Source organism: Shewanella sp. (assembly GCF_048265805.1).
Lineage (GTDB): Bacteria > Pseudomonadota > Gammaproteobacteria > Enterobacterales > Shewanellaceae > Shewanella.
The window spans coordinates 44,563-68,776 of record NZ_JBLXAT010000006.1; the positions used below are offsets into that span (position 1 = coordinate 44,563).

Sequence of the window (24,214 nt, forward strand, 5' to 3'; positions counted from 1 at the left end):
TACATAAAGCAATAACGAACGATGTCGAAAACCCCGGGTCAATTTTCAGGGGGTTTTTCTCAAATCAGTTAAACATACTGTTTGTTGGCTATATCTTAAACAGTAAAGCTAGGTTGGTAATTTATATCTATATGAATTTAAAGTTTTTTGTTGTTATGTTTGATATGAAGGAGAATTGTATAAATGCGGATGAATTTCGCTTAAATATTTTTTTGAGGTAAAGAAAAAGGCATTAAATTTTTGGCATGCCAAAAAAAATAATGCCCGTTATAAGGATTTTAGGTGACTATTTCATCATTCGTTTTCTACGGAGTAGGGCGGTGATCCCGAGTAAAAACATTCCTAAGCCACCAAGGCTGCCACCACCTCTGCTTTCATTAGACTCATTGCCAGTTTGACCGTTGTTCGCTGAATCATCGTCGGTGATAGTCAGGATGACAGAAGACGCTGAAATGGTCGCTTCACCTGACAGATTAACAGTAAATGTACGACTACCATCTACGGATGAATTGCCCATAATGCCGACCGATAGTGTTTTAGTGGTTTCACCCTCTGCAAAAGTCACATCCTGATCTATTGCTTGATAGTCGGTGCCAGCCTTTGCTGTACCGTCTTGTGTCGCAACGTTCATTGAAACTGCATCAGCAGAACCATCAGTTCGTGTGATGGTCAGTGTGACACTGCCAGCAGATTCTGAAACGGATGATGCACTGGCTGTTAGCGCAAATGTGCCTTGAGCTGCGGGAGTAGGGTCATTATCAATTATAGTGATAGGTAGCTCTTGAACATCGTACTCGGCACTGTCGTTAGCAACAGAGATAACGAGCGTTAAGGCCTTGGATGATTTGTATTCCGTATCATCAATGGTGTTAAACGTCACCGTTGCGCTGGTTTGGCCCTCGGCAAACAACACGTTTTGATTTAGCTCTACATAGTCACTACCAGCCATAGCGGTGCCACTAACGGCTTTAACGTTTACCGCTACTTCACCAGTGCCACCGGCGCGGCTAATGACAAATTCAGCATTGTCGCCTTCGGTTATGGACGTTGCACCGCTAATTGAAAACACACCGACATAGCCCGTTTGATTACCATCCTGTACTTTCGCTTGTGCGGTGGCCTCTGTAACAGACAGCTTATACGGGTATTTAAGTGACAGAGTGAAATCTTCAATGCCCTCGGCGCTACCATCGCTCACCATAGGGTAGGTTATCGTTGCGCTATCTTCACCTGCAGCAAAATTTGCGGTGATATAAGCATCCAGAAAATCTTCGCCCCATACTGCACTACCATTCTCAGCAAACACTTTTACGGATGCCGCTTGGCTAATATCGCCAGTGCGTTGTAGTGTGATATTGACACCATCTTGCTCATTACCTGAATACACGGTGTCGGTGAAAGACACTACGCCAAGTGCTGCGACACCTTCACGGCGTTGACTGACTCTGGGGAAGTTCTCAACCAGCACTCGGGCATTGTCAGCAGTCTCGGCATCACCGCATGCTTCGCCGTTATAGGTCATATCCGGCGTTGAGTAGTGGTTAAGTGTATCGGCGTGAGTGGTGGCAGAATACATGATGGTTTTCATGCCTCCACAGGTCCATGCCCGTGCATATTCAGGCCCGACAAAGGCATTGGCCGCTTCGTGATTCATACCAATGTTATGACCGATTTCATGGGCGAGTGTGCTGTTTCGCTCAGGGTCGGAGCCATCATCCAATACGCTGGCGTATTCACCGCCAATGCCACCAAGTCCCAATACCGTATCTGCATCGCGCTGTTCACGGATATACACCACGATATCGGCCTTTAGCCGCTCTTGGTACGCGGTGTATTCAGGACTACCAGTGTTCAATGCTGCGATTGAGAAGAGATATTCCGCACCATCTTGGATAATGTTACCGTTTTCATCGAGTACGTCTTGAAATGGCGTATCGTCAGGAATTGATTCAACAGGCAGTACATCGGCAATTGATAAGCGGTAATTCAAGCCATGTGCTTGATAGCTGGCATTAGCGACGTTCACCATTGCTTCAATACGGCGATAGCCTTCATATTCACCGTAGGTAGCCATAAATGATGGCTGATAAAACACGGCAATATCAACAACCGTTTCTTCGCTACTATTTGCAGCGGCTGCAGCGAGGAATTCAGCTGACATTTCGTTGTTGGAAAGAGGGCGGATATCACTGGCTTGCGCGGTCGTTGCTAATAGCAACAGTGGTAGGGTTAATCGCTTCATGTGTGGTCAGTCTCCTATCCGGCAGCATTTGCGATAGTTAGACTGCCGTACATCAGGCAATAAAATAGATACGCAAAGCATCAAGCTTGCGAATGATTTAACTCAGTTGGGTATAAATTTTTTTGGCATGCCAAAAATAATCAGTCATAAAAGCCAATCGCTTTGAAAAAATGATGTAACCGAATAGCGATGTTGGTGATAAGCCAGCCAATAACGCACATCGAGAAAATTACAAAGGGGCTCATGTCATACTCCATTTTTTTGGCATGCCAAAAATTATTGCAGTTGCACACCGCTGTAACTGCCATTGATTTCCCAATCACACAAGCTAATAATCCACGTGCTGATTAGAGTGAGATACTCGGCGTTATCGATGTAGTGAGAGCGAGTAACGTCGTTATGGCGCGAGATAAAATCGCTGTAGGCTTCTTGAGTGATATCCCAACGCTCACCATTGGGCGCTTCATAACGATACTGCCAAAGCTGCATGCTGAGCAGGTGCAGCATGATTTCCTCTTCTCTTAGCGCTACCAAATCACTCAGAAACGCCACATCGGGTTCATTGATATCAATTAAGCCGTTTAGCCTTGATAACAATACTTCCAATGCTGGAAGAAAAGGGCGGACTTCCGCAGGAAACGCCTGATTAGTTTGGACGAACGAGTGAAGATTTAGCATTACCAGTAGAAATCTCCACGGTCATAAGCCTCGCTTGCTTCGCTGCCGGTATAGCTCTTGCCATAATAATTAACACCACCTAAACCATCACCGTGTTCTTCCATAAAGCGCTTCTTCTCGGGGTTTTGCTCCTCATCAGGTAACAGAATTTCAACGGCAATCCATCCAACAACTTTAAGTGCTTTGAGTAGCATAATATCCTCCAGTTAATGTGTGCTAAGTTATACTTAGTATCTGGATTTTATTTAACCTAAGAAAATCTTAGTTTTCAAGAAAAACTTGGGTTTGAATGAAAGCTAAAGAGATAAATCCGTTTGCTAAACGTCTTAAGCAAGCACGTCTTATGCGTGGTCTATCGCAAAAGCAATTAGGCATTCGAGCGGGACTGGATCAGTTTGTCGCATCAGCGCGCATGAACCAGTATGAGAAAGGGGTTCACATACCAAACTTTGCTACTGTGTACGGTATAGCGACTGTACTAAGTGTCCCTACCGCATATCTATTTTGCGTTGAAGATGAACTCGCAGAACAGATCCTTGAATGGGGCAGAAAGCGCTAATTTTTTTGGCATGCCAAAAATTTTAGCTGCCAAGGTAGGTGTAAGTAACGCTAAAGCGACCGTGTCCCAGCTCTTCACTGATCTGTAAACGCACTATCGTATCGTGCGCTAAGTCCGCTTCTGAAAGTGATTTTCTGCTTGGTCCACCGTCAGCAGGGCATTTCCATCCGGTCAGTTCTAAATATCGGGCTCTTGCATAGTGATGACGCAAACCGTGGTTCTTGTTTAAACCAGCTTCGGCTGTTTCACGTTCATATTTGCGCAGTTGTTGCTTATAGTTATTTGGGGCAGGAATGAGCGAACCGCCTTTGGCAAAAGCTTTTATTTCATTTAATAGCTGGCGTTGTGCAGCTGTGGTAACGGGAACTTCACGGTATTTACCGCCTTTGGTCCAAGAGCCCTTAAGGCGAATATGAACGCCTTGATCTGCGTAGGCTACATTGAACTTGATAGCTTCTTCTCGTCGTAAGCCAAAAGCTTGCTGCAGTCTCAATGAATGTTGCACGAAAGGGCAGCCGATTTTACTTAGCTTCTTTAGGTCTAGCTCTTTTGATTTTCCGATTGGACTAGATTTCACCGTACCAATGCCGTAGTCAGAATTTTCGCGCGAGACGACATTAGGTTTACCAATCGCGCGTGACCACCACCGCAATTCCGAAAGGCGATTTTTTAACGTTTTGTCAGCAATGCCTTCTGACTTCCATGCCAAGTTGACTCATAGCTGTTTTCTCACACGTAAAAAGAATGAAAAGAAATATGAGAAAAGCCTGGGGTCATAACATGAATAAATAAGCAAAGATCAGAGGGCTAGAAGCCGAAATTTGGTGAGTTTTAAAGCCGCGAATCACAGCCTTGGCTATGATTGCCGTTTGAAATACAAACGCAGGGGCTAAACTGATCTAAAGCGAATAAGCTGAGCCAAGTGTTCCTGTTGGAAATCACAATGGGTCTACGATGCTTATTTATCGGTCTGAGATGACCCGAAGACTAATAATGGGGAGATTCATGGTAGCTGCTAATGCAGCCCTCTTTACGTGTTGTAGGCAGTCGGATGACACCTGTTTTGATTGCTCTCTAAGAGCTATTGACAGGATTTATGTTATCAAACTGATCAGTTATTACAAGTCTTTTTGAACGCCCCCAAACATTACTTGAAACTCATTTTTGGACATTTTCGTGTTAGGTCCTTAACTCTAACGCATCTGTTTCGGATAAAAATTTCTATGGATTAACACCCGGTTAAACTGGTACTTTGCATTACTCCCTCTACATTAAGTCACTTGTAGCATTAGGAAAATGAGTAAGGGCCGTCTCATATCAAGTGGCGACTTGTAACTACTGAAATTATGCTGTTTAAAACACACCACTTTGTAGTCCTCACGCTGTACCCACAAAGAGATAAATTTACTTATTAAAGCCAAAAAACCTTGTATCAAAAACACACAATCCTTACATTTATGATACAAGAATTTAAAATTTTGTGATATTTCCGTGACGGAGAAAACGTTATGAAGACATTAGCGTTAACTATTCCGCAGGAAGCACCAGTTTGTATGGATGCACTTTTCGACTACGTCCGCACATGGCACTCCAACAGCTACGTTTATGAACTTGGACAACTTGAAATCAAAGTTGAAAAAGAAATTATCCAAAGCGAGCTAATGATATTTCGCGAACATTTTCCTTGGCTAAACACAAACATAATTAATTGACGAGAGTATTTTGAGTAGTACAAATTGTTCCCTAGGAGCCAAAGGTCATCTGGAGTATTCGCAGGATCAATAGAAATAACCCAAATCTCAATGGATGTATCAAAGTGAGATGTTGATACCAAAATTGGAGCCTAGATTTGGTATGGTGATGCCAAAGCGATAAACTGCATAATATATACACCTTATGGCTTTGGCAGTAACTGAACATGTTGAATATTGATGATCCAAGCAAAGTTGCTAAAACACCGGCCATTTGGCGCTTAGGTTTTCGGCCCTTTTTTCTTGGTGGGGCGATTATTGCTGCTCTCTACATCCCTTTGTGGGTGTTAACTTGGCTCCTACCAGCATACTCCTTATTTGAAGATACATTCTGGTCGCCAATCCTACCGTTGTGGTGGCACCCTCACGAATTGCTATTCGGATTTGCCATGGCAATTGTGTCAGGATTTTTGCTGACAGCAGCACAAAACTGGACAAATCAGCCATCTCTTAAAAATTGGCCATTAGCGCTAACATTTTCTTGTTGGGCGTTGGCACGCTTGAGCTTGCTCATCCCTACACCGCTCCCCATTATTCTGCCCGCCGTATTCGACATACTATTTTTAGGAATAGTTGGCTCCACCTTATGGAGGAGTATTTATAAGGTAAAACAGTGGCGCAATATTGGATTTCCACTGATGATTATTGTCGCATTATGTATCAATATTCTCAGTTACTATTCATTGTATGTCCGTGATTTTATTCTGGCACACCAAATTTGGCAGTCGATGCTTTGGTGGCTTTCGTTACTGATCACGATTGTTGGCGGTCGAGTGATTGGCTTCTTTACTGCAATGAGATTGAATGCAATCAAGCAACCCGCATTACCTTGGGTAGAATATCCGTTATTACTGATCATGCTCACGCTGGTTTTACAAGCATTATTCGAGCTATTACCAAGTGCATTTATCCAAGTGCTGCTATTCATTGCGGGTGTACTCCACCTGATCAGAGCTTCTCGCTGGATGCCGCTAAAATCTTTCAGGGAACCACTGCTTTGGTCCTTACACATTGCTTATTTTACGTTGCCAATAAGCTTACTGATGATGAGCTGGTATTTTAACGACGAATTTGCTTATCGCTGTCTGCTACACTTATTCGCAATTGGCGGCATGGCAATGCTTTGCCTATCAATGATTTCGCGAGTTTCACTCGGCCACACTGGGCGCAATATCTACCAAGGACCCAACATGCGAATCGCATTTATCTGTCTGCCTTTGGCTGCAATTTTTAGAGCCATCATGCCGATTTACTTTCCCAGCCAAACCCACCTTTGGCTATGGTTTGCAGCAGTGTTCTGGTTTGGTTCATTTGCCATTTTTGTGTACTACTACACCAAGATTTTAACGCGTCCAAGAGTTGATGGACGTCCAGGATGATGCAAAACACTTTGGATAAATTGAACGTGAGACCATCTATGAAAATAATGTCGCCTCTGAACCTAAAACTGTGGTTATTCATTTTGCTTGGTGCCTCCGGCAATGCTGTTGCAACCGATGGAACAACTGATATAGCTAAATCCTACCCAAAGCAGTACAAAACGTGGGAAGCAACGCAGGAGCAATCAGAGCGAGAAGATGTACTAGCAAACAACCCGCGAAATGTCATTCTTTGGGCAGGGTCTTCGTACGCCAAGGAATACCACACACCTCGTGGCCATCAATTTGCTGTAGCCGACGTGAGTCATACACTCCGAACCGGCGTTGCGCCAAAGGCAGGAGAGAAAGGGCTATCTGCGAGTTGCTGGACATGTAAAACTCCGGATGCGCCACGCCTGATAGGCGAACTTGGCTTTGAAGGTTATGCAGCGAAAAACTTTACCGATTTAGGCTCTGAAATAAAAAATGTGGTGTATTGCAGTGACTGTCATGAATCTGGCTCAGAAAAGCTAACGTTGCCGCGCCCTCACGCCCGTGACGCGATGGCCAAAATCCATCAACCCTTTGAACAGCAAAGTGCCACAGTTCAAGGTGCTCAAGTCTGCGGGCAATGCCACGTTACTTATTATTTTCGCCCAGAAAAGAGCAATGTTGTTAACATCCCTTGGATCTTTGGTAATTCCGCTGATGACATAGAAAAATATTACGACACTCGTCGATTCTATGAGTGGATCCATCCGATTTCAAAAACGCCAATGCTTAAAGCTCGTCATCCAGAGTATGAACACTGGAATCGCAGTAAACATGCGGAACTTGGTGTAACCTGCGTCACCTGTCACATGCCTGAAGCAATCGATGAAAATGGTAAAGCATTTACTAACCATAAAGTTGATAAGGCCATGCCCTACTTTAAGAGCAGTTGCAAAGGCTGTCATAGCAGCCAAGAAAAAATGAAGCAACGCCTTACGAACTTGAAGCACGAGATAAATGCTATGGCAAAAGACGTAGAAGAACTACTGGTTAAGGCGCACTATGAGGCCAAAGCCGCATGGGTCGCCGGCGCGAATTGGGAACAGATGAATGACGCCATAATGGACATTCGTCACAGCCAATGGCGCTGGGATTTTGCCATGTCATCACACGGAATTTACGCTCATAACCCAGAGGAAGGTAGACAGCTGCTCAATAAAGCTATCGAACAGGCAAAGAGCGCACGTAGCTCTTTGTCAAAAATATTGAAGCAACTCAAAGTCGAGCATGTCTATTATCCCGACATCAGTAGCAAAGCCAAAGCCCAACAAGCCGTGGGGATAGATGAAGCAGAATTAGTCCGTGAGAAAAAGGCGTTCATTGAGGAAGAAATCAATAAGCACTGGGATCCGGTTGCCCAGCGCGGTTACTAACTAACTGCATGATATTCCCCATCCTGATATTTAGGGATGGGGAATAAGCTGGATTTTCTTCATGCCTCTGCAACTTTTTAACACTGATTATGTTTAAAAATGTCATTTCAGTCCAAGCCGCCTCGCGAGCTTATGTAAATTGCTAGGGTCAAGCTTTAATAAACGGGCTGCTTCCGCCCAATTATCTTGTGTTGCAGCCAAAGTCTGTTGGATAAACTGACGTTGGAAATCTTCGATACTGTCCTTTAATGAACGTCCAGAGAGCACTGACGGTTCAGGCGACGTGCTATCGAGAGCTTGACTAAAATCACGAGGATACGTAAGCAATTCTTGATCCAAATGACGCGGTTCAATGGTCACAATTTCGGTCTTATTGGCACCTTGACTTACAGTACGCAAAGCTGCTCGACTGATAACATGTTCTAGCTCACGTACATTCCCAGGCCATGGATAGCGCTGCAACAACTGCTCCGTCGCAGGTGCCAAACGTAAACTGCGAAAACTGAAGCGACTACGATTCAATTCCACAAAATAACCCGCTAACAACAGGATATCATCTCCGCGTTCTCTTAGTGGCGGAATGACCACCGGATACACGGACAGGCGATGGTATAAATCGGCACGAAAATCTCCTCGTTTGACCATCTCTGCCAAGTCCCGGTTCGTGGCGGCAACAATACGCACATCTACTTTTATTGGTTTATCTGCGCCTAAGCGCTGGATTTCACCGTTTTGTAGTGTTCTCAATAGCTTGGCTTGAACGGTCAACGGCAGCTCACCTATTTCATCAAGAAACAACGTGCCACCATCGGCAGATTCCACGCGACCAGCACGTTCTGATGCGGCCCCAGAAAATGCACCTTTGACATGGCCGAACAACTCACTTTCAACCAATGTTTCCGGCAGAGCAGCACAATTGACGTGGATCATTGGAGCAACTTTACGCTGGGAACGCTGATGTAAGCGCCAGGCAAATAGCTCTTTACCAACGCCCGTTTCCCCTTGGAGTAATACAGGTAGATCTGAAGTCGCCACAACATCTAGCTCTTTCAATAAGTTTTGTACCTGTGGATGCTGCCCAATCAGCTCTTGACTAGCGGAAATGCTACCATTGTCCTGTTTCAGTTGCTCATCAAACTGTCGTAATGCCCGCATTTCACTTTCAAGTCGATTAACTCTTAGGATGGTTTCACAATACACCGCAAGTTGCGGTATGAACGCTATCTGCTCGGCGCTAAAATGGCCTTTATACAGGGAGTCAAGCGTTAACACCCCCCAACATTTACCATCGGGCCATAAACTAATGCCCATACAGTCATGTACCGGCAGCGGCACTCCTTGCTGCGTAGCTAACAATCCATCATAGGGATCTGGTAAAGCACTGTCGGGAGCAAAATGTACTAGTTTGCGTTGCGATAAAATGGCCGACAACCGTGGATGATGAGCCACTGCAAAACGGCGTCCACTGGTTGTAGTCACTAAACCTGCGAGCGCCACAGGTTTCAGAATGTCGCCATCAAGTTGTAGCAGTCCGACCGCGTTACAGTCTAACAACTGTTGAACCTGATCAACGAAACGCTGTAAGCGAACCGGCGGTGACAACTCGTGCTTTAAGTCACCAAAATCTAATGGGAATAACATGGTTTATTTTACCCCAATGGTAAATTATACCCGTAATTATAGGGTAAAATTCACCATATAAAAATATTCATTTCTATATATTTCAACTAATTAACACTTGGCACGTCGTTTGATATAGACCAAGCAGAACAGTGAACGCCTCAGTATGAATTACCCCGTAACGACGTCACTGCTTTGGCATCACATCTCGGTGATTGCATTTTCATTTTCAGGAGTTGAAGTTTATGAATGAACAGCAAAAAGCTTTGGTTCGCGCGACAATACCAGTATTACAAAGCAGCGGTGTCGCCTTAACAAGCCATTTCTATCAACGGATGCTAAGCCATAATCCCGAACTAAAACACATCTTCAATCAGGGGCATCAGAGCGCCGGTCGTCAACAACAAGCACTGGCAGGTGCCGTGCTAGCCTACGCTCAACATATCGATGATCCCTCAGTATTACTCCCTGTGGTCGAACGTATTGCCCATAAACATGTGAGCTTAGGTATTCGCGCTGAGCACTATGCGATTGTTGGCAAACATTTATTGGCCAGTATTCAAGAAGTCCTCGGCGACGCGGCCTCCGCCGAATTGATTGATGCTTGGGCGGCAGCCTATGGCGAATTAGCACAATTGTTTATTGGGTTGGAAAATACGCTTTATCAGCAAAGTGTTGATAACACTGGTGGTTGGAGTGGCTGGAAACCCTTCCGTATCGTGCGCAAACAGCCTGAAAGTGACGAAATAACATCTTTCTATCTGCAACCTATTGATGGAGGCCGTCTGCCGAACTATCAACCCGGCCAGTATATTAGCGTCCGAGTATATGTTGAAGAGTTAGGGATTTTCCAACCTCGCCAATACAGCTTGTCAGACATTGCCGGTGGTAGTGCACTGCGTATTTCAGTTAAACGCCAAGGTGCCGGAGAAACCTCACCCGAAGGCAAAGTTTCCAATCTGCTGCACAGCCAATATGATGTGGGGCAGATTGTTGAGTTATCTGCGCCAGCAGGCGAATTCGTCCTACAACAATCTTCCGAACGTCCGGTAGTATTGCTCAGCGGAGGTGTCGGTATTACACCAATGATTGCTATTAGTCGTACGTTGGCACAACAAGGTAAGCGTGATATCCATTTCGTACATTCAGCGCGTAACCGTCATGTACATGCGTTTAGAGACGTCAGCGATTCATTGGCCGAAAACGGGGCAAAAGTACATTACTTCTATGATCAAACTGACGCACAGGATCAACATGCCCGCCCCGCACCATTTGCGTTAACCGATGTCCTACCTGAAGCACCACATGATGCAGAGTATTACCTGTGCGGTCCTGCTGCGTTTATGCGTCATTATCTTTCAGAGTTAAAAGCCCACGGTGTACCAGAAACGCAAATTTTCGCGGAAGCTTTTGGTTCTGGCGGCGTATAAACCATTTAGCCAAAGGGAGCATGAGCAGTCCCTTTTTAACATTATAAAGCAGCTCAAACATAACAAGACGCTTAACTAAATTAGTTGGGCGTCTTTTTGTATTCGAGTCGAACGGGCTTGCCACGGTGAATCGCCATTTATCAACTAGTCACTTTGTAGCATTACTAAAATTCGGTCAATCTGGTAAGGCCCGAGAAAATTAGATACTTTCGAAATCCTCAAAATACAGCTCCTCACACTCTGCTAGCGACTGAATTGCCACAGTCAAAGTAGCCACCTCTGTAGCATTACAAAAATTTGGTCATCAACCATGACTCGATAGCTATCAGCGAACGACGCCGAAACAAGGAATGGGGCAAAAGTATATCGACTTAATTTTTGCCCCGGTTGCATCACAGTAGTTAATGATTTTTGCGATTAATCCATACACTAGCAACCAACGTTGTGACAAGGATCAGTGCAACGACACCAAGCGAAATCGCAACGGGTATATGAATGAAATCAACCATTGTCATCTTTAGCCCGATGAACAGTAAAATGGCAGCAAGCCCATATTTAAGCAACGCGAACTTTTCTGCCATACCGACTAACAAGAAATACATCGCCCTCAGACCTAGAATCGCGAATAAGTTGGAGGTTAGTACAATAAAAGGATCTGTTGTGACAGCAAAAATCGCTGGAATGCTATCAAGGGCAAAAATGACATCACTCAGTTCAACCATCACCAAAGTCAAAAACAACGGTGTGGCGTACCAAAGACCATTATGTTTCACTAAGAAATGTTCATTTTCTAGTGTGTTAGTGACCCGTAGGCGTCGTTGTAACCATTTGATTAGTGGATTATCAGCGGTATTGGCTTGTTCATCACCACCGAAAAACATTTTGATCCCGGTAAAAACTAAAAAGGCACCGAATACATACAATAGCCAGTCAAATTGGGCAATTAACCAACTGCCCCCGAAGATCATTAATGTCCGTAATATAATAGCGCCTAACACGCCATAAACTAACACTCGGCGCTGTAAGGACGGTGGAACTGCAAAATAGTTAAACAGCATTAGCCAGACAAACAGGTTATCCACGGCCAAGGCCTTTTCAATCAAATACCCGGTTAAAAATGCGACAGACTGCTCTGTCGCTACTTCACGCCCAGTAGTATTAGCTAAATACCACCAAAGACCGGCGTTGAACGTTAATGATATTGATACCCAAATGATCGACCAGGCAGCAGCCTGTTTAACAGACATGCCATATTCGTCTCTGCGGCCTTGAATCATCAAATCAATAGCAAGCATCGTAAAAACTATGAGCGCAAAAAAGCCCCAGAGCATTGGTGTTCCGATTGTCGTCATAAAATAGCTACTCCTTAAAAACAAAATGGCCAACACAGAAAGTGTCAGCCATTGATTTTTGAGCAGCAATAGACCTCGCCTTCCGGCAAGGTCTCACTTACAACCTAACTAAACAGGCTGCTCGGAGACCGGATGCTTTAAGCATCGTGATGACGATCTACCGACAATGAAGTTACTCCCCTTTGCAGGACTAAATCTATAATGTGCCAAAAAACGAGTCAATCAAGTTTAGGATTATTTTGGTAAGGTCAACTCGCGAATACGAGTGCTGTCACTGGCACAGTCCCCTTTTCGCCGCATTACTAAAATTTGACTAGCGGGTATTACTTAGCCTGTCTGTGCGACAGCTCTGTAACGCACAATATGGTATATTAAACTACTAGCAGCCAGTGCCGCCATCACCGCTTCCACCATCGCAAAAACTTACTCCAACGCCGCCAGCATCCGCTTCACGTTTTACTGACCAACTATTGCCGACAAGATGTTTCAGCATTTCTTTCTCATTTACTGCGCCACACAAAGGGCATTGGATTTCTTCATTTGTAATCTGAAAAGGTAGACTCTGATGGCATTGAAAACATTGCCGATACATTGGCATCACTCCCTGTGGCCGACTCTAATTGCCAACACTCTGTATGATTACTGATACTTGGTCAACTAGAGCTAATGAAAACTGCTGTTACTTCTTGCGCTGTGAGGTAATCCCCCCTTAAATTAACTGACGTCAACAGTAGAATTTTCTCGTACGATATGCGCAGGAGATTCTTTATGAAAACATCAAAATTCACCGACAGCCAAATCATGTCGATCCTTAAACAAGCTGAAGCCGGAGCACCAGTTCCAGAACTGTGTCGCGAACATGGCATGAGCTCTGCGACGTTTTACAAATGGCGGGCTAAATTCGGAGGCATGGACGCATCACTCATGGCCCGACTAAGAGAGCTTGAAGCTGAAAATGCTCGTCTTAAAAAAATGTATGCCGAAGAGCGTTTAAAAGCCGAAATCATTCAGGAAGCGATGGCAAAAAAGTGGTAAAGCCGTCGCAACGTAAAGCGATGGCGCAACATGCAGTTGCCAATCGTCAAGTGACTATTCGCTTGGCCTGTGCTGCATTTTTTATCAGTGAAACCTGTTACTGATATCAACCGGTTAACGATGATGAAAATGCGCAGATCGCGGATTTACTTGTTGAGTTAACCGAGAAAGAAACCGATTGGGGCTTTGGGCAGTGCTTTCATTACCTCCGCAACGTCAAAGGTTTTGGTTGGAATCACAAGCGTGTATATCGAATTTACTGCGATTTGGCGTTAAATCTGCGGATAAAGCCCCGCAGAAGATTAAAACGAAACGCACCAGAGCCACTGAAAGAGCCAACTAAACCGAACCAAGTTTGGTCGATAGATTTTATGCATGACCAGTTAGCAGATGGTCGAAGCTATCGGTTATTTAATGTCATTGATGACTTTAAACGAGAAGGTCTTGCGATAGAAGCCGGGTTCTCGCTACCCGCGGTGCGGGTAATTCGGACGCTCAACCAACTCCTTGAATGGCGAACAACACCGAAGGCGATCCGTTGTGACAATGGGCCAGAGTTCATCAGTCACGAATTTACAGAATGGGCGAAAAAGCATGGGATCAGAATTGATTACATTCAACCTGGCAAGCCTCAGCAAAATGCTTACATCGAACGACATAACCGAACGATGAGATACAGTTGGGTCAGTAAACATTTATTTGATACGCTTGAAGACGTTCAGGACTACGCCACTAAATGGCTATGGTTCTATAATCATGAACGGCCACACAAAGCCAATGGAGGAAAGCCACCTTTGATGGCTGCTTAATCTCTACTTTTAACTACGGTTAAAAATGGGAGGATTACCGTGACACAGAATCTGCGCCCTACGACCTTACTTAAAACCTCTAAGGGGAAACATCAAATGGTAGAAAGCTGCCGATAACATTCTAATATCCGCCAATCGTTAAATTGATAATAAAATGCATGTGCCTGTGGATTTTCTATACTTATTTATGTCGATATCTTTCGGATGACCTTATGACCCAAAAAGATAAACTGCTTCGCTACTCACTGATATTATTGATTTACTTGTTCGGCTTGGCAGGTCAAATTCTCTACGGTTATTCTCGTCTGCAACAAACGACAGAATCACGCATTACATGGATTTATGACCAAATCCATATGGGAATTGCCGAAATTACCGATTTTTATGACAGAAAGTTCGTTCGTTATCTCCCAATGAAAAATTGTGAACGTTTCTTGTACGAATCCCAACCACTTTTACTTGCATCACCTTATATTCGTGCTGTCAGTGCCACGCACGGAGGGGTGATCATGTGCAGTTCGATCATGGGACCGGTTCTCAAACAGATTGATAATTGGCAGCCTTCAGGTAGGTATATCGAACTAAAATATGTTGAAAAAACGCCATTTTCTGACTTATTTCCTAAAAATCGCCAAAGTGTTTTAGCATTACATTTTGAACTGGACAATTACTATGGTCTTTATGTCGCCATTTATCCTGAATCACTGTACAAAATTCTAGGCAGCGCCGAGTTTGCAACAACATTTGTCAAGTTTGGAAATGCCACCCTTTATTCAAATGGGAATGTAACCCAAGAGAATAATAATTTAGGTGAAGGTGAATTATTTGCTGTTGGCAGTAACTATCGGATTGAAGATGTTTTAAAATATTCAGTTGAACACTATGGTGTTATTTCACTCATTTGGACCTTTATCATATTCGTTAGTGCAAAAAGTCTAGTGCACCATATGTACCAATTTAATCTCAACTATTGGCGTGTAAGACGTGCCATCAAACTCAAGCAGTTTCATCCTTATATTCAGCCTGTTGTTAATAAGTCAGGCGAAGTGACTGGTGGCGAAGTATTAGTGAGGTGGCACCATCCTAAAAGAGGCGTTATTTCACCGCTCCATTTTATTAACCGAGTAGAAGAAAACGGTCAAATCGTGGGCATTACTTCCGTACTCATGGATAAATGCGCAACCGCATTCGCGAAAGTTGATATGCCTGCAAGGGCACGGGATTTTCGGCTCGGTTTTAACGTATGCCCCATACAGTTTGATACGGAAGTGCTTGTCTCCGATATTCAAAACTTTCAAAAAAAAGTTGCAAAGAATCCTGTTAAATTAGTTATTGAATTGACTGAGCGTCAAGAATTTTCCTGTAATGAGAAATACATAGCTGCCATTCGTTCACTGAGAGAACAAGATGTACTCGTCGCTCTTGACGACTACGGGACTGGTCATTGCTCATTAAAGTATCTGCTTAACACTCAAGTGGATATGATTAAAATCGATATGATGTATGTGGCGACTATTGACAGTGGTAAAACCAAAATACTGGACAATATCATCAACCTTGCTCGTAGCCTTGATGTGCCACTGCTGGCTGAAGGTGTCGAAAATGACGTTCAATTCACCTATTTGAAAAACATGAAGATTGAACGCTATCAAGGATACTTTTTTGATAAGCCACTACCAATAGAAGAATTCATTGAAAAATACATCGCTCCGACCTCGATGAATGCTATTCAGAAAATGTACCTACAATCGTTAATTGCAGCATCAGAACACTCATTTCAGTAAATAAACTTCGTCAACGTAAGGACTAGAACATGAAAACCACCCTTAAAATGCGATTGTTAGCAGCAAGTATGTTGTCGGTTTTTTTGACGATTGTTCTGCTGGTTGCTATGTCTTCGTATTTCATTCGAACTAACGCTATGCATAGTACTGAGCGGGAAGTTAGAACGCTTATCGATACCTTTGCTAATGGCATGGGGACATGGCTGCAAGATAGGCAAAATGCAGTTGCCTCATTAGGTGCAACCATTCAGTCGAATCCGGATGTAGAGGTCACGCCATATTTACTCGAATTGCATAACGCGATGGGCTTTGGGCTAACTTATTACGGTGATGAGCAAGGCAATATGTATAGGCAGGACCCATCTCTACACGTTGATGGGTATGACCCTCGAGTTAGAAGCTGGTATAAAGGCGCCAAAGAAACTGGGCAATTTTTTGTTTCTGCGCCATATGTTAGCGCAACGATGAAAAAGCTGGTGATTACACTATCTCAACCCGTGCAGAAAAATGGACAGTTTGCTGGTGCTGCGGCAGCCAATGTGGCAATTGATACCCTGACAAGCTCAGTCAGAAAGCTCATTTTACCCGGGGATGGTTACGGAATTTTACTGCAAACCAATGGCGTTATTATCAGCCATCCTAATAGCCAGATGAACGATAAGTCCGTATCCAGCTTAGCTAGTCAGTTTACGGATGGCTGGTTGCGAGAGCGAGCTGCGGCAACGACGTTGACAGAGTTTAACTTTGAAGGAAGCCCTAAATTATTCTACGTTGCTAGTGTTCCGAATTCTGACTGGCGGTTACTTTTCGTATTGGATAAAGCGAGCATAATGTCAGAAGCGACATCCCTAGCATGGTGGATGTCGATTTCAGGTGTTGGGTTCTTAATACTATTTGCGTTAATGCTTTTAGCCGTTTTTAAGATGCAATTTGCAGACTTAGAGCGCGTGTCACAAGCTCTCAATGATATTTCTAAAGGTGAAGGTGACCTTACCGTTCGTATCCAAACTAAAAATTCTCATGATGAAATTGGTGTGCTCGCCGGAGGGTTTAACCAATTCGTTACTAACCTCCATGGACTTATTAGCCGTATGGGAGATATCGCGGACAAACTCGGTAGACAGTCGGATGATACCCAGCGAGCAGCCGAGCAAAACCAGCAACATATTGCGATACAGCAAGATGAAATTACTATGGTAGCCACAGCTGTAACCGAAATGGCGAGTGCCACAGAAGAAATTGCTAGTAATGCGGAGCTTACCGCGCAAACTTCACAAGAAGCGGTAAAACTAGCAATAGGTGGTCATCAGCAGGTGGAAAAAAGCCAATCATCTATTCGCAACTTAGCCACTGAAGTGGAAAATGCTGGACATATCATTGGTGAGCTCAACGACCATTCGCAGAAAATTAATGGTATTTTGCTGGCCATTAGCGGCATCGCGGAACAAACCAACCTGTTAGCATTGAATGCAGCAATTGAAGCTGCACGCGCCGGAGAACAAGGCCGTGGATTTGCTGTTGTTGCGGATGAAGTCCGAGTGCTATCACAGCGTACTCATGCCTCGACTCAAGAGATTCAGGTGATGATAGAAACGCTTCAGCACACTGCGGCTAAAGCCGTTTCATCAATGGAGTACAGCCATAAAATGGCTGAAACCAGTGTTGATGACGTTGAAATCGCAAGCGCTAGTCTGCAACAAATTAATAGTGCTATTACCCAAATTTCCGAGATGGCGACGCAAATAGCAACTGCGGCTGAAGAGCAAACCTCAGTCACAAGCGAAATCAACCGTAACACTGAAGCTATTCGGGAAGTATCAACTGGACTGTCTAATGAAGCTGAAGTGGCAACAGCTAAAGCTCAACAGTTATCAGAACTGGCGAATGCACTACAAAGTGAAGTGAGGCGATTTAAACTGTAAAAAAGAAATGCAGCCTGCATCTGCTCATCGGTTGGGGCTGCATTAATCACTATTGCCTAGATGAAGCTAACGAGGTTCCATATGTATTGGCTTAACTGTAACCTGATCTCACAGTTTCCTGCACATCTAGCACGATGAATCTCAAAATTGGTAATTAAACTCAACACGTTGATCTCCATCCATAAAATCTACATGTTCGTTAAAGTTCGCAAAGTATCGCACGTTAAGTCTTGGACTGATCTGATAACTAAGAGCAAGTTCGTGCGTGAGAATATGACTATGCCCTAAACCATAATAATTGTCTTTATAAGTTTCTGAACCAGAAATAGTGGTCAACCAGAATGGGTTGTAATTTAGCCAAATTTTGTCACTTATTTGAAACTTACTATACATACCCACCAAAACATAGATCCCCATGATAGAATAGCCACTATCAATTGAGCCATCATCTTCTATTGCATTTTCACCAACGGATACCCCTGCTCGCATCGTTTGCATCATTCTTTTGCCTTCCAACGAATGGTTTAACATGTTGTGTGGGGATGAGGGCAACCTTAAACCCCAGTTCTTGGAAGATTCTTCCCCAGTGATGCGATGTTGCACACGACTCCATGGCAATAGTCGTCTTTTCAGGCAATTGACGGATGGTATCAAGTAGAGACTTTCCGATTGGATAAAATCGCCCCAGAGATACTTAATACGCATACTTGAAAAGAATTTTTGGCTAAATCAATACCAACAACCTTGATAGACATGTTACTTACTCCTGCTCTGACTTGTACCTAAAGTTTGGTACAGCGACGCTAGAAAGGAGGTGCGTCCATCACATCAAAGCCCATAAAATACAAAAATTAGTAAATTACACTAATTTAAATTAATACTAAGTCTAGTTTTTATATAATAAAAAAGCATATATAGTTCTCCTCGTCGATAACGACTATTCAATATAAATGGATTTTTTATGATCAAAGTTAATCGATTATTAACATTAGGGGTATTAATTTTAATCCCCAACATTGGTTATTCTGCAGTAGATGACACCAATGAATACTCTGCAATATGTAATAGTTGTTCACCTAAGGATATGAATTTACTTGCAGCCAGCATGACTACACAATATGTAAGCCCTAATGACAGCAAGCACAATATCACTAAGATATTACATATTATTGATATGGATCGAAGTACTGTTACGTCATATAGCATGGCTAAGCAAATGATCTATTTACCTTACTTAAACCCTCCTACTTATGATTATGTCCCTCGGTACTACCCAATCAACACTAGTAGTGAATTTAACGAGAAGGCTGTATCACTATTCAATAAATATAGACAGTTATCCCAAGAAGCTGCTTCTATAACTATCCCTACTGAAGTTATGGGGGGCTCATGGGAATGGGTTGGCTGTTCATATTGTGAAAATGATATTGAAGATTATTTGAATCGTACTGGCAACTTTAAAACCACTACGATGGAAGTAAAAAATATTCTTCGCTGGATCAATGTAATAAGTGGCGATATCAATGGTCCTTACACTATACCATTGGCTGATGGTGGTAAGATTGTTATAGAAATTCAATTAATCAATGGTGCTGATGATGCAGAAAAAACCGTCAGAATTAAAATCATTGAAGTCATTGATAAGATGAATAACACAGTTCCACCTACTCGTTCGCAGTCAGAAGCTATAGGTCTTAAAGGCGAGTGGAATCATTACTACCAAGAAATGGATCGCTTTTTATGGAAATATGGCCTTCATATGGTCAATGTTCCCGGCGTTCCCGGCGGTTCTGTTGTAATTCGTGATTGCCGACCACCGGGACAAACATCTCCAGAAACGTTGCCACCATGTGAAGGTGGTCAATAGATAATTTACCTAAACAAATCAGCGGCAAAAGTCCGCTGATTTTTTATATCCAATTAGTCCTCTTAACTAACCAGTCACCCCCTTAACTGCTTGCCTCACTGATTTACAGCCCTGACCATGAACGCCATCACGCTTATTGCTGACCTACGTCGGCGCATTGATAACCTGCTGCGCTTGGGTACTGTTGAAGCAGTCCGAGCCGGCGAGTGCCGCGTTAAATCTGGCGAATTGCTCACGAACTGGCGGCCGTATCTCACCCAACGCGCTGGCAATGGGTATGAAGAACCTGGGTTCATCATTACGGCCATGATATCAGGTTCATTGATTGCAGCACCAACACGCTTGATGATTTTGATTAGAAAGGCATCATATTCAGCTTCTCGCACGCCTAATGCCAGCAACTCTTCCAGCATGATGGCCACTTTCTGCCCGTTGGGTGTTGCTAGAGAATAGAGTTGGAGTTTGTGGTTTCCTACTGGCAAGCTCTCATCATATCTCGCGCCAGCAGTCGGTCTATTACCCGCGATTTCTTGATGCTTTTCCTCAACTAGAGCAGACCACCTTATTAGATATGCTTCGATATGAAGCATGAGCAGAACACTCATTTACGACATTAGCCAAATTAGGTCAACATCATTTCTAATGGCTAAGTGCTTTTGGGCGAGCGTAACTCACAATGGGGCATAACTGTTTTACAAATGCGTTGCTATCATCATAACGTTCGAGATTTATCGATACCGAAATCTTCGGGCGGGAATTCCTGATCTTTATCGAACATAATGGTGCTTCGTCTAAGCTCCCGTAGTGAAGATATGGCGTGTCTGAAACAATCTTCACATAAATCTAAGTGGTATGCAGTGCCGTCAGTCTTCGAGCCGTAGCCCCATTGGGCTTTTAGTTCACCAACTTCTTCATACTTTTGACCGTTTACCTCAATCATGACACTGCTACCGCAGACGTCACATACTCGATCCACAACGATACTAATTAGCTGTTCTTCGTAAAGTTTCATTCTGTTCCTAGCGCGGCCTGATACTGTAATCCACCATGATACATTGTCATGATCCCGTCAACAGGATCTCGCGTCGTACGAATCAAAAGGGTAGGTATTGGCATAACAAGTAGCTAAAAACGATGCGTTTTCCCCCTCTTATCTAAAATATTTTTCTTGCGCATGTTATTGCTTGAAAAATAGCCGTCCCTTTACTGTCCCTTAGATTTTTTCTGTGCTGGTCTGTACACAGGCATCACGAGCAATAGCCTGTGTCGGCGACTCTGCGAGTCGTCCCTACACCATTCTGGTAGGGACGACTCGAACAAAAACAGCTCAGAAAAAACCTCCCGAAAATTCGGGGGGACTTTTCAGCATTTAGTTATTGCATTCTGTGAGATATTCAAATCTGGCAGCGCATGCCGCGATTCATTATCGATAGTAATGGTCCACACCTGGGCGCCATCGAGCTACGGTGCATTCGGGGATGCCCCGAGAGGCACGTAATCCATCTGACGTTTTGGGTTTACCGTCAGAAGCCTCAGAGGATAGTCGTGTAGTTCCTATACGCGCGGAGCCGTAGATGACTCCGTCTATCTGAACTGGTATGCGCTGCCAACCTAACATTACTGATTTCCACTCATTCCAATATCGTCAAATGCTAAATCGGAACCCCAAAGGGGCCCCCCGCTTTGCGCCCCAAACAGCGGGGCGATTTAGCATCTTGACCATATTGTTCATTCGTAGAGCCGCTGTCGTTAGCGGTAAAGCACACCACCTCAGGCATAGCGCCTGAGTTTCTGGCTTTACCACTGAACGAGGACACTAAAATGAAAACTTCATCAACACGCGAACAAAACATCAAACAGTATTTTGATAAAGCAGCAGAGATTGAGTACAGCCTCTTGCCTAAAGCTAAGACAAAGCATAACGAAATAACACTAAAAGAGTTAATCGCTACTGATCAGCTTTTTCGTGTACGTTCTGGCCGTTGCTGGCAGCTTTGGATTTTGCGCAAGGGCATTGCTATGCCAGTAATGCAGAGGAGGGGAGGTTGCTTTGTGGTGAGTATTGAGTTTACTGAATTTAGTGCGTACCAAGAGACGCTGTGTTAGTTTCTTCGGTAGCACAGAGGTAGCACCAGCAAAAAATGCTAATTTTTTTGCATTTTTGATACTCGGGCCAAAAAACAAAAAAGCCTGTAAAAACAGGCTCTTTTGAGGAATTTGATGGTGGCCCCTCACGGACTTGAACCGTGGACCTAACGATTATGAGTCGTGTGCTCTAACCAACTGAGCTAAGGGGCCAAGTAATACTTAACGTATTAAACGCGTTCGAGTATACGAAGTTTCAACTGGGTTGTCATCCCGCTTTTGTTTGAATTGTTCTGTAACGCTTTCAATTGGTTAAGCTATAGACACTTCTATATTTTGCTAAATAAAAAACCCCGCGATGCGGGGCTCTTTTATTAATACGTTAGTGACTATTCATCGAGGAACGATTTCAAAATCTCTGAACGGCTAGGATGACGCAGTTTGCGCAACGCTTTAGCTTCGATCTGACGAATACGTTCACGGGTAACGTCGAACTGTTTACCCACTTCTTCCAAAGTGTGGTCAGTGTTCATGTCGATACCAAAACGCATACGCAGGACTTTCGCTTCACGTGCGGTCAAGCCTGCCAACACTTCGTGAGTGGCGTTTTTCAGGCTCTCGCTTGTTGCGCTATCCAGTGGCAATTCGAGGGTAGTATCCTCGATAAAGTCACCCAGATGTGAATCTTCATCATCACCAATTGGCGTTTCCATTGAGATTGGCTCTTTGGCAATTTTTAATACCTTACGGATTTTATCCTCAGGCATCAGCATGCGTTCTGCCAGCTCTTCTGGTGATGGTTCACGACCCATCTCTTGCAGCATCTGACGTGAGATACGGTTCAGCTTGTTGATGGTTTCAATCATGTGTACCGGAATACGGATGGTACGTGCTTGGTCAGCGATTGAACGGGTGATTGCCTGACGGATCCACCAAGTTGCGTAGGTCGAGAATTTGTAACCACGACGGTATTCAAACTTATCAACCGCTTTCATCAAGCCGATGTTACCTTCTTGGATCAAGTCCAAGAATTGTAGACCACGGTTGGTGTATTTCTTCGCGATAGAAATAACCAGACGTAAGTTGGCTTCAACCATCTCTTTCTTCGCACGGCGAGCTTTCGCTTCACCGATGCTCATGCGACGGCTGATATCTTTAATGGCCATAATGTTCAGGCCAGTTTCAACTTCTACGGCTTGTAGCTTGGTGTGGCAGCGCAGTACGTCTTCTTGCACGTTTTTCAGTGCTTCAGAGTATGGTTTGCCAGCGGCAATTTCGTCTAAGAACCATTGTGGGTTCGCTTCGTTACCGCTAAATAGCTTAACGAAGTTTTTCTTAGGCATTTTTGAGTGTTCAACACACAGCTTCATGATCAGGCGTTCTTGTACACGCACTTTATCCATCATGTTGCGCATGTTTTTCACAAGACGATCGAACTGTTTTGGTACCAGACGGAATTCTTTAAAGATTTCGCCGATTTCAAACAGTGCGCCCACCGCCATAGGGTGGTTACGACCTTTTTCTTCGATAACTTTCAGTGTGTTTTCAAAAGCAGTGCGCAGCTGAGTGAAGCGTTCGCGTGCTTCTTCAGGATCTGGACCTTTGTTGCCTTCATCTTCACTGTCGTCATCATCATCGTCGTCATCGTCATCATCCACGTCGTCTTCATCATCAAGATCATCATCGGATAATTCAGAGCCTACATGGGTGGCACTTGGCCCAACGTTGTCGTCATCGGGATTGACAAATCCAGAGATAATGTCAGACAAACGAATTTGATCCGCTTCGTACTGGTCGTATTGTTCCAGAATCATTGAAATCGCTTGTGGATATTCAGCCACAGAGCTTTGTACTTCGTTGATACCTTCTTCGATACGCTTGGCGATCAGGATTTCACCTTCACGGGTCAGCAGTTCTACTGTACCCATCTCGCGCATGTACATGCGGACTGGGTCAGTGGTACGGCCCAGTTCGTTTTCTACCGAGGCTAATGCTGCTGCAGCTTCTTCTGCGGCATCATCGTCGGTGTTGTCTTCTGACATCATAATGTCATCGGCGTCCGGTGCTTCTTCAAACACGCGAATACCCATGTCATTTATCATCTGGATAATATCTTCGATCTGGTCAGAATCGACCATGTCAGCAGGCAGATGGTCGTTGACCTCGGCATATGTTAAATAGCCCTGCTCTTTACCTTTAGCGAGCAACAGCTTGAGTTGCGACTGCGGAGTATGATCCATAGATATCATCCAAAACTAGGTAACGGTTACAACGGTTTACGGCAGTTAAGGCTGCCGC

The 24,214-nt window shown here is 44.1% G+C and carries 18 protein-coding genes, 1 tRNA gene and 3 pseudogenes; 10 read left to right on the forward strand and 12 right to left on the reverse strand.

Going from position 1 to position 24,214, the window contains the following annotated elements:
• Nucleotides 1-286 precede the first annotated feature (286 nt).
• The 3 genes from ACN0TT_RS05850 to ACN0TT_RS05860 form a co-directional block, all read right to left on the reverse strand.
• A complete protein-coding gene (locus ACN0TT_RS05850) occupies nt 287-2,242 on the reverse strand; it encodes a Calx-beta domain-containing protein (protein WP_417761210.1) in 1,956 nt (651 codons plus the stop codon).
• 276 nt (nt 2,243-2,518) lie between these two features.
• Nucleotides 2,519-2,920, reverse strand: a complete 402-nt coding sequence (locus tag ACN0TT_RS05855) for a hypothetical protein (RefSeq protein WP_417761211.1) — start codon at nt 2,918-2,920, stop codon at nt 2,519-2,521.
• The gene (locus ACN0TT_RS05860; RefSeq protein WP_417761212.1) at nt 2,920-3,114 is read right to left on the reverse strand and encodes a hypothetical protein; all 195 of its coding nucleotides are present in this window, start codon (nt 3,112-3,114) and stop codon (nt 2,920-2,922) included. Before ACN0TT_RS05860 ends, ACN0TT_RS05855 begins: the two co-directional genes overlap by 1 nt.
• A gap of 95 nt (nt 3,115-3,209) precedes the next feature.
• Here ACN0TT_RS05860 and ACN0TT_RS05865 point away from each other — a divergent pair, with 95 nt between their 5' ends.
• The gene (locus ACN0TT_RS05865; RefSeq protein ID WP_417761213.1) at nt 3,210-3,479 is read left to right on the forward strand and encodes a helix-turn-helix domain-containing protein; all 270 of its coding nucleotides are present in this window, start codon (nt 3,210-3,212) and stop codon (nt 3,477-3,479) included.
• Nucleotides 3,480-3,501: 22 nt separating this feature from the next.
• Here the strand turns inward: ACN0TT_RS05865 and ACN0TT_RS05870 are convergent, their stop codons facing one another.
• Nucleotides 3,502-4,188 (reverse strand): integrase domain-containing protein, encoded by a 687-nt coding sequence (locus ACN0TT_RS05870; RefSeq protein ID WP_417761214.1) that lies wholly within the window; start codon nt 4,186-4,188, stop codon nt 3,502-3,504.
• A gap of 799 nt (nt 4,189-4,987) precedes the next feature.
• On the opposite strand from ACN0TT_RS05870, the gene ACN0TT_RS05875 reads away from it, so the two are divergent.
• The 3 genes from ACN0TT_RS05875 to ACN0TT_RS05885 all read left to right on the forward strand — a co-directional run bounded on the left by ACN0TT_RS05875 (nt 4,988) and on the right by ACN0TT_RS05885 (nt 8,012).
• On the forward strand, nt 4,988-5,191 hold the full coding sequence (locus ACN0TT_RS05875; protein WP_275482505.1) for a hypothetical protein: 204 nt from the start codon (nt 4,988-4,990) through the stop codon (nt 5,189-5,191).
• A gap of 206 nt (nt 5,192-5,397) precedes the next feature.
• Nucleotides 5,398-6,609, forward strand: a complete 1,212-nt coding sequence (locus tag ACN0TT_RS05880; RefSeq protein WP_417761215.1) for an NnrS family protein — start codon at nt 5,398-5,400, stop codon at nt 6,607-6,609.
• 47 nt (nt 6,610-6,656) lie between these two features.
• Nucleotides 6,657-8,012 (forward strand): ammonia-forming cytochrome c nitrite reductase subunit c552, encoded by a 1,356-nt coding sequence (locus tag ACN0TT_RS05885; RefSeq protein WP_417761347.1) that lies wholly within the window; start codon nt 6,657-6,659, stop codon nt 8,010-8,012.
• 102 nt (nt 8,013-8,114) lie between these two features.
• Here the strand turns inward: ACN0TT_RS05885 and norR are convergent, their stop codons facing one another.
• Nucleotides 8,115-9,653 carry a nitric oxide reductase transcriptional regulator NorR gene (gene norR / locus ACN0TT_RS05890; RefSeq protein WP_275482502.1) on the reverse strand — a complete coding sequence of 513 codons (1,539 nt, stop codon included), beginning with the start codon at nt 9,651-9,653 and terminating at the stop codon, nt 8,115-8,117.
• 224 nt (nt 9,654-9,877) lie between these two features.
• On the opposite strand from norR, the gene hmpA reads away from it, so the two are divergent.
• A complete protein-coding gene (gene hmpA, locus ACN0TT_RS05895; protein ID WP_275482501.1) occupies nt 9,878-11,062 on the forward strand; it encodes an NO-inducible flavohemoprotein in 1,185 nt (394 codons plus the stop codon).
• A 401-nt stretch (nt 11,063-11,463) separates the two neighbouring features.
• On the opposite strand, the gene ACN0TT_RS05900 is transcribed toward hmpA, so the two are convergent.
• Entirely contained in the window at nt 11,464-12,414 is a 951-nt protein-coding gene (locus ACN0TT_RS05900) for a TerC family protein (protein ID WP_133040660.1), read from the reverse strand.
• 768 nt (nt 12,415-13,182) lie between these two features.
• Here ACN0TT_RS05900 and ACN0TT_RS05905 point away from each other — a divergent pair.
• From ACN0TT_RS05905 to ACN0TT_RS05915, 3 genes and pseudogenes are all read left to right on the forward strand, one after another.
• Nucleotides 13,183-14,258: pseudogene (locus ACN0TT_RS05905) on the forward strand (IS3 family transposase).
• 212 nt (nt 14,259-14,470) lie between these two features.
• Nucleotides 14,471-16,042, forward strand: coding sequence for an EAL domain-containing protein (locus ACN0TT_RS05910; protein WP_417761216.1), 1,572 nt, complete (start codon nt 14,471-14,473; stop codon nt 16,040-16,042).
• 29 nt (nt 16,043-16,071) lie between these two features.
• On the forward strand, nt 16,072-17,964 hold the full coding sequence (locus ACN0TT_RS05915) for a methyl-accepting chemotaxis protein (protein ID WP_417761217.1): 1,893 nt from the start codon (nt 16,072-16,074) through the stop codon (nt 17,962-17,964).
• A 141-nt stretch (nt 17,965-18,105) separates the two neighbouring features.
• Here the strand turns inward: ACN0TT_RS05915 and ACN0TT_RS05920 are convergent, their stop codons facing one another.
• On the reverse strand, nt 18,106-18,465 hold the full coding sequence (locus tag ACN0TT_RS05920; protein ID WP_417761218.1) for a hypothetical protein: 360 nt from the start codon (nt 18,463-18,465) through the stop codon (nt 18,106-18,108).
• A pseudogene (locus ACN0TT_RS05925) lies at nt 18,449-18,719 on the reverse strand (IS110 family transposase); the annotation flags it as partial. The pseudogene ACN0TT_RS05925 and the gene ACN0TT_RS05920, both read right to left, overlap by 17 nt.
• Before the next feature lie 206 nt (nt 18,720-18,925).
• Here ACN0TT_RS05925 and ACN0TT_RS05930 point away from each other — a divergent pair.
• Nucleotides 18,926-19,831: a hypothetical protein gene (locus ACN0TT_RS05930; RefSeq protein WP_417761219.1), complete on the forward strand. Its 906-nt coding sequence runs from the start codon at nt 18,926-18,928 to the stop codon at nt 19,829-19,831.
• 347 nt (nt 19,832-20,178) lie between these two features.
• On the opposite strand, the pseudogene ACN0TT_RS05935 reads toward ACN0TT_RS05930, so the two are convergent.
• Both ACN0TT_RS05935 and ACN0TT_RS05940 read right to left on the reverse strand, forming a co-directional pair.
• Nucleotides 20,179-20,349 (reverse strand): annotated as a pseudogene (locus tag ACN0TT_RS05935) (glutathione-dependent disulfide-bond oxidoreductase); the annotation flags it as partial.
• 194 nt (nt 20,350-20,543) lie between these two features.
• Nucleotides 20,544-20,843: a hypothetical protein gene (locus ACN0TT_RS05940; protein WP_417761220.1), complete on the reverse strand. Its 300-nt coding sequence runs from the start codon at nt 20,841-20,843 to the stop codon at nt 20,544-20,546.
• Nucleotides 20,844-21,652: 809 nt separating this feature from the next.
• On the opposite strand from ACN0TT_RS05940, the gene ACN0TT_RS05945 reads away from it, so the two are divergent.
• Nucleotides 21,653-21,937, forward strand: a complete 285-nt coding sequence (locus ACN0TT_RS05945) for a hypothetical protein (RefSeq protein ID WP_417761221.1) — start codon at nt 21,653-21,655, stop codon at nt 21,935-21,937.
• A gap of 115 nt (nt 21,938-22,052) precedes the next feature.
• On the opposite strand, the gene ACN0TT_RS05950 is transcribed toward ACN0TT_RS05945, so the two are convergent.
• Together ACN0TT_RS05950 and rpoD are read right to left on the reverse strand one after the other, a co-directional pair.
• Nucleotides 22,053-22,129, reverse strand: a tRNA-Ile gene (locus tag ACN0TT_RS05950).
• A gap of 176 nt (nt 22,130-22,305) precedes the next feature.
• Nucleotides 22,306-24,156 carry an RNA polymerase sigma factor RpoD gene (gene rpoD, locus ACN0TT_RS05955; RefSeq protein ID WP_417761222.1) on the reverse strand — a complete coding sequence of 617 codons (1,851 nt, stop codon included), beginning with the start codon at nt 24,154-24,156 and terminating at the stop codon, nt 22,306-22,308.
• Nucleotides 24,157-24,214: the final 58 nt, after the last annotated feature.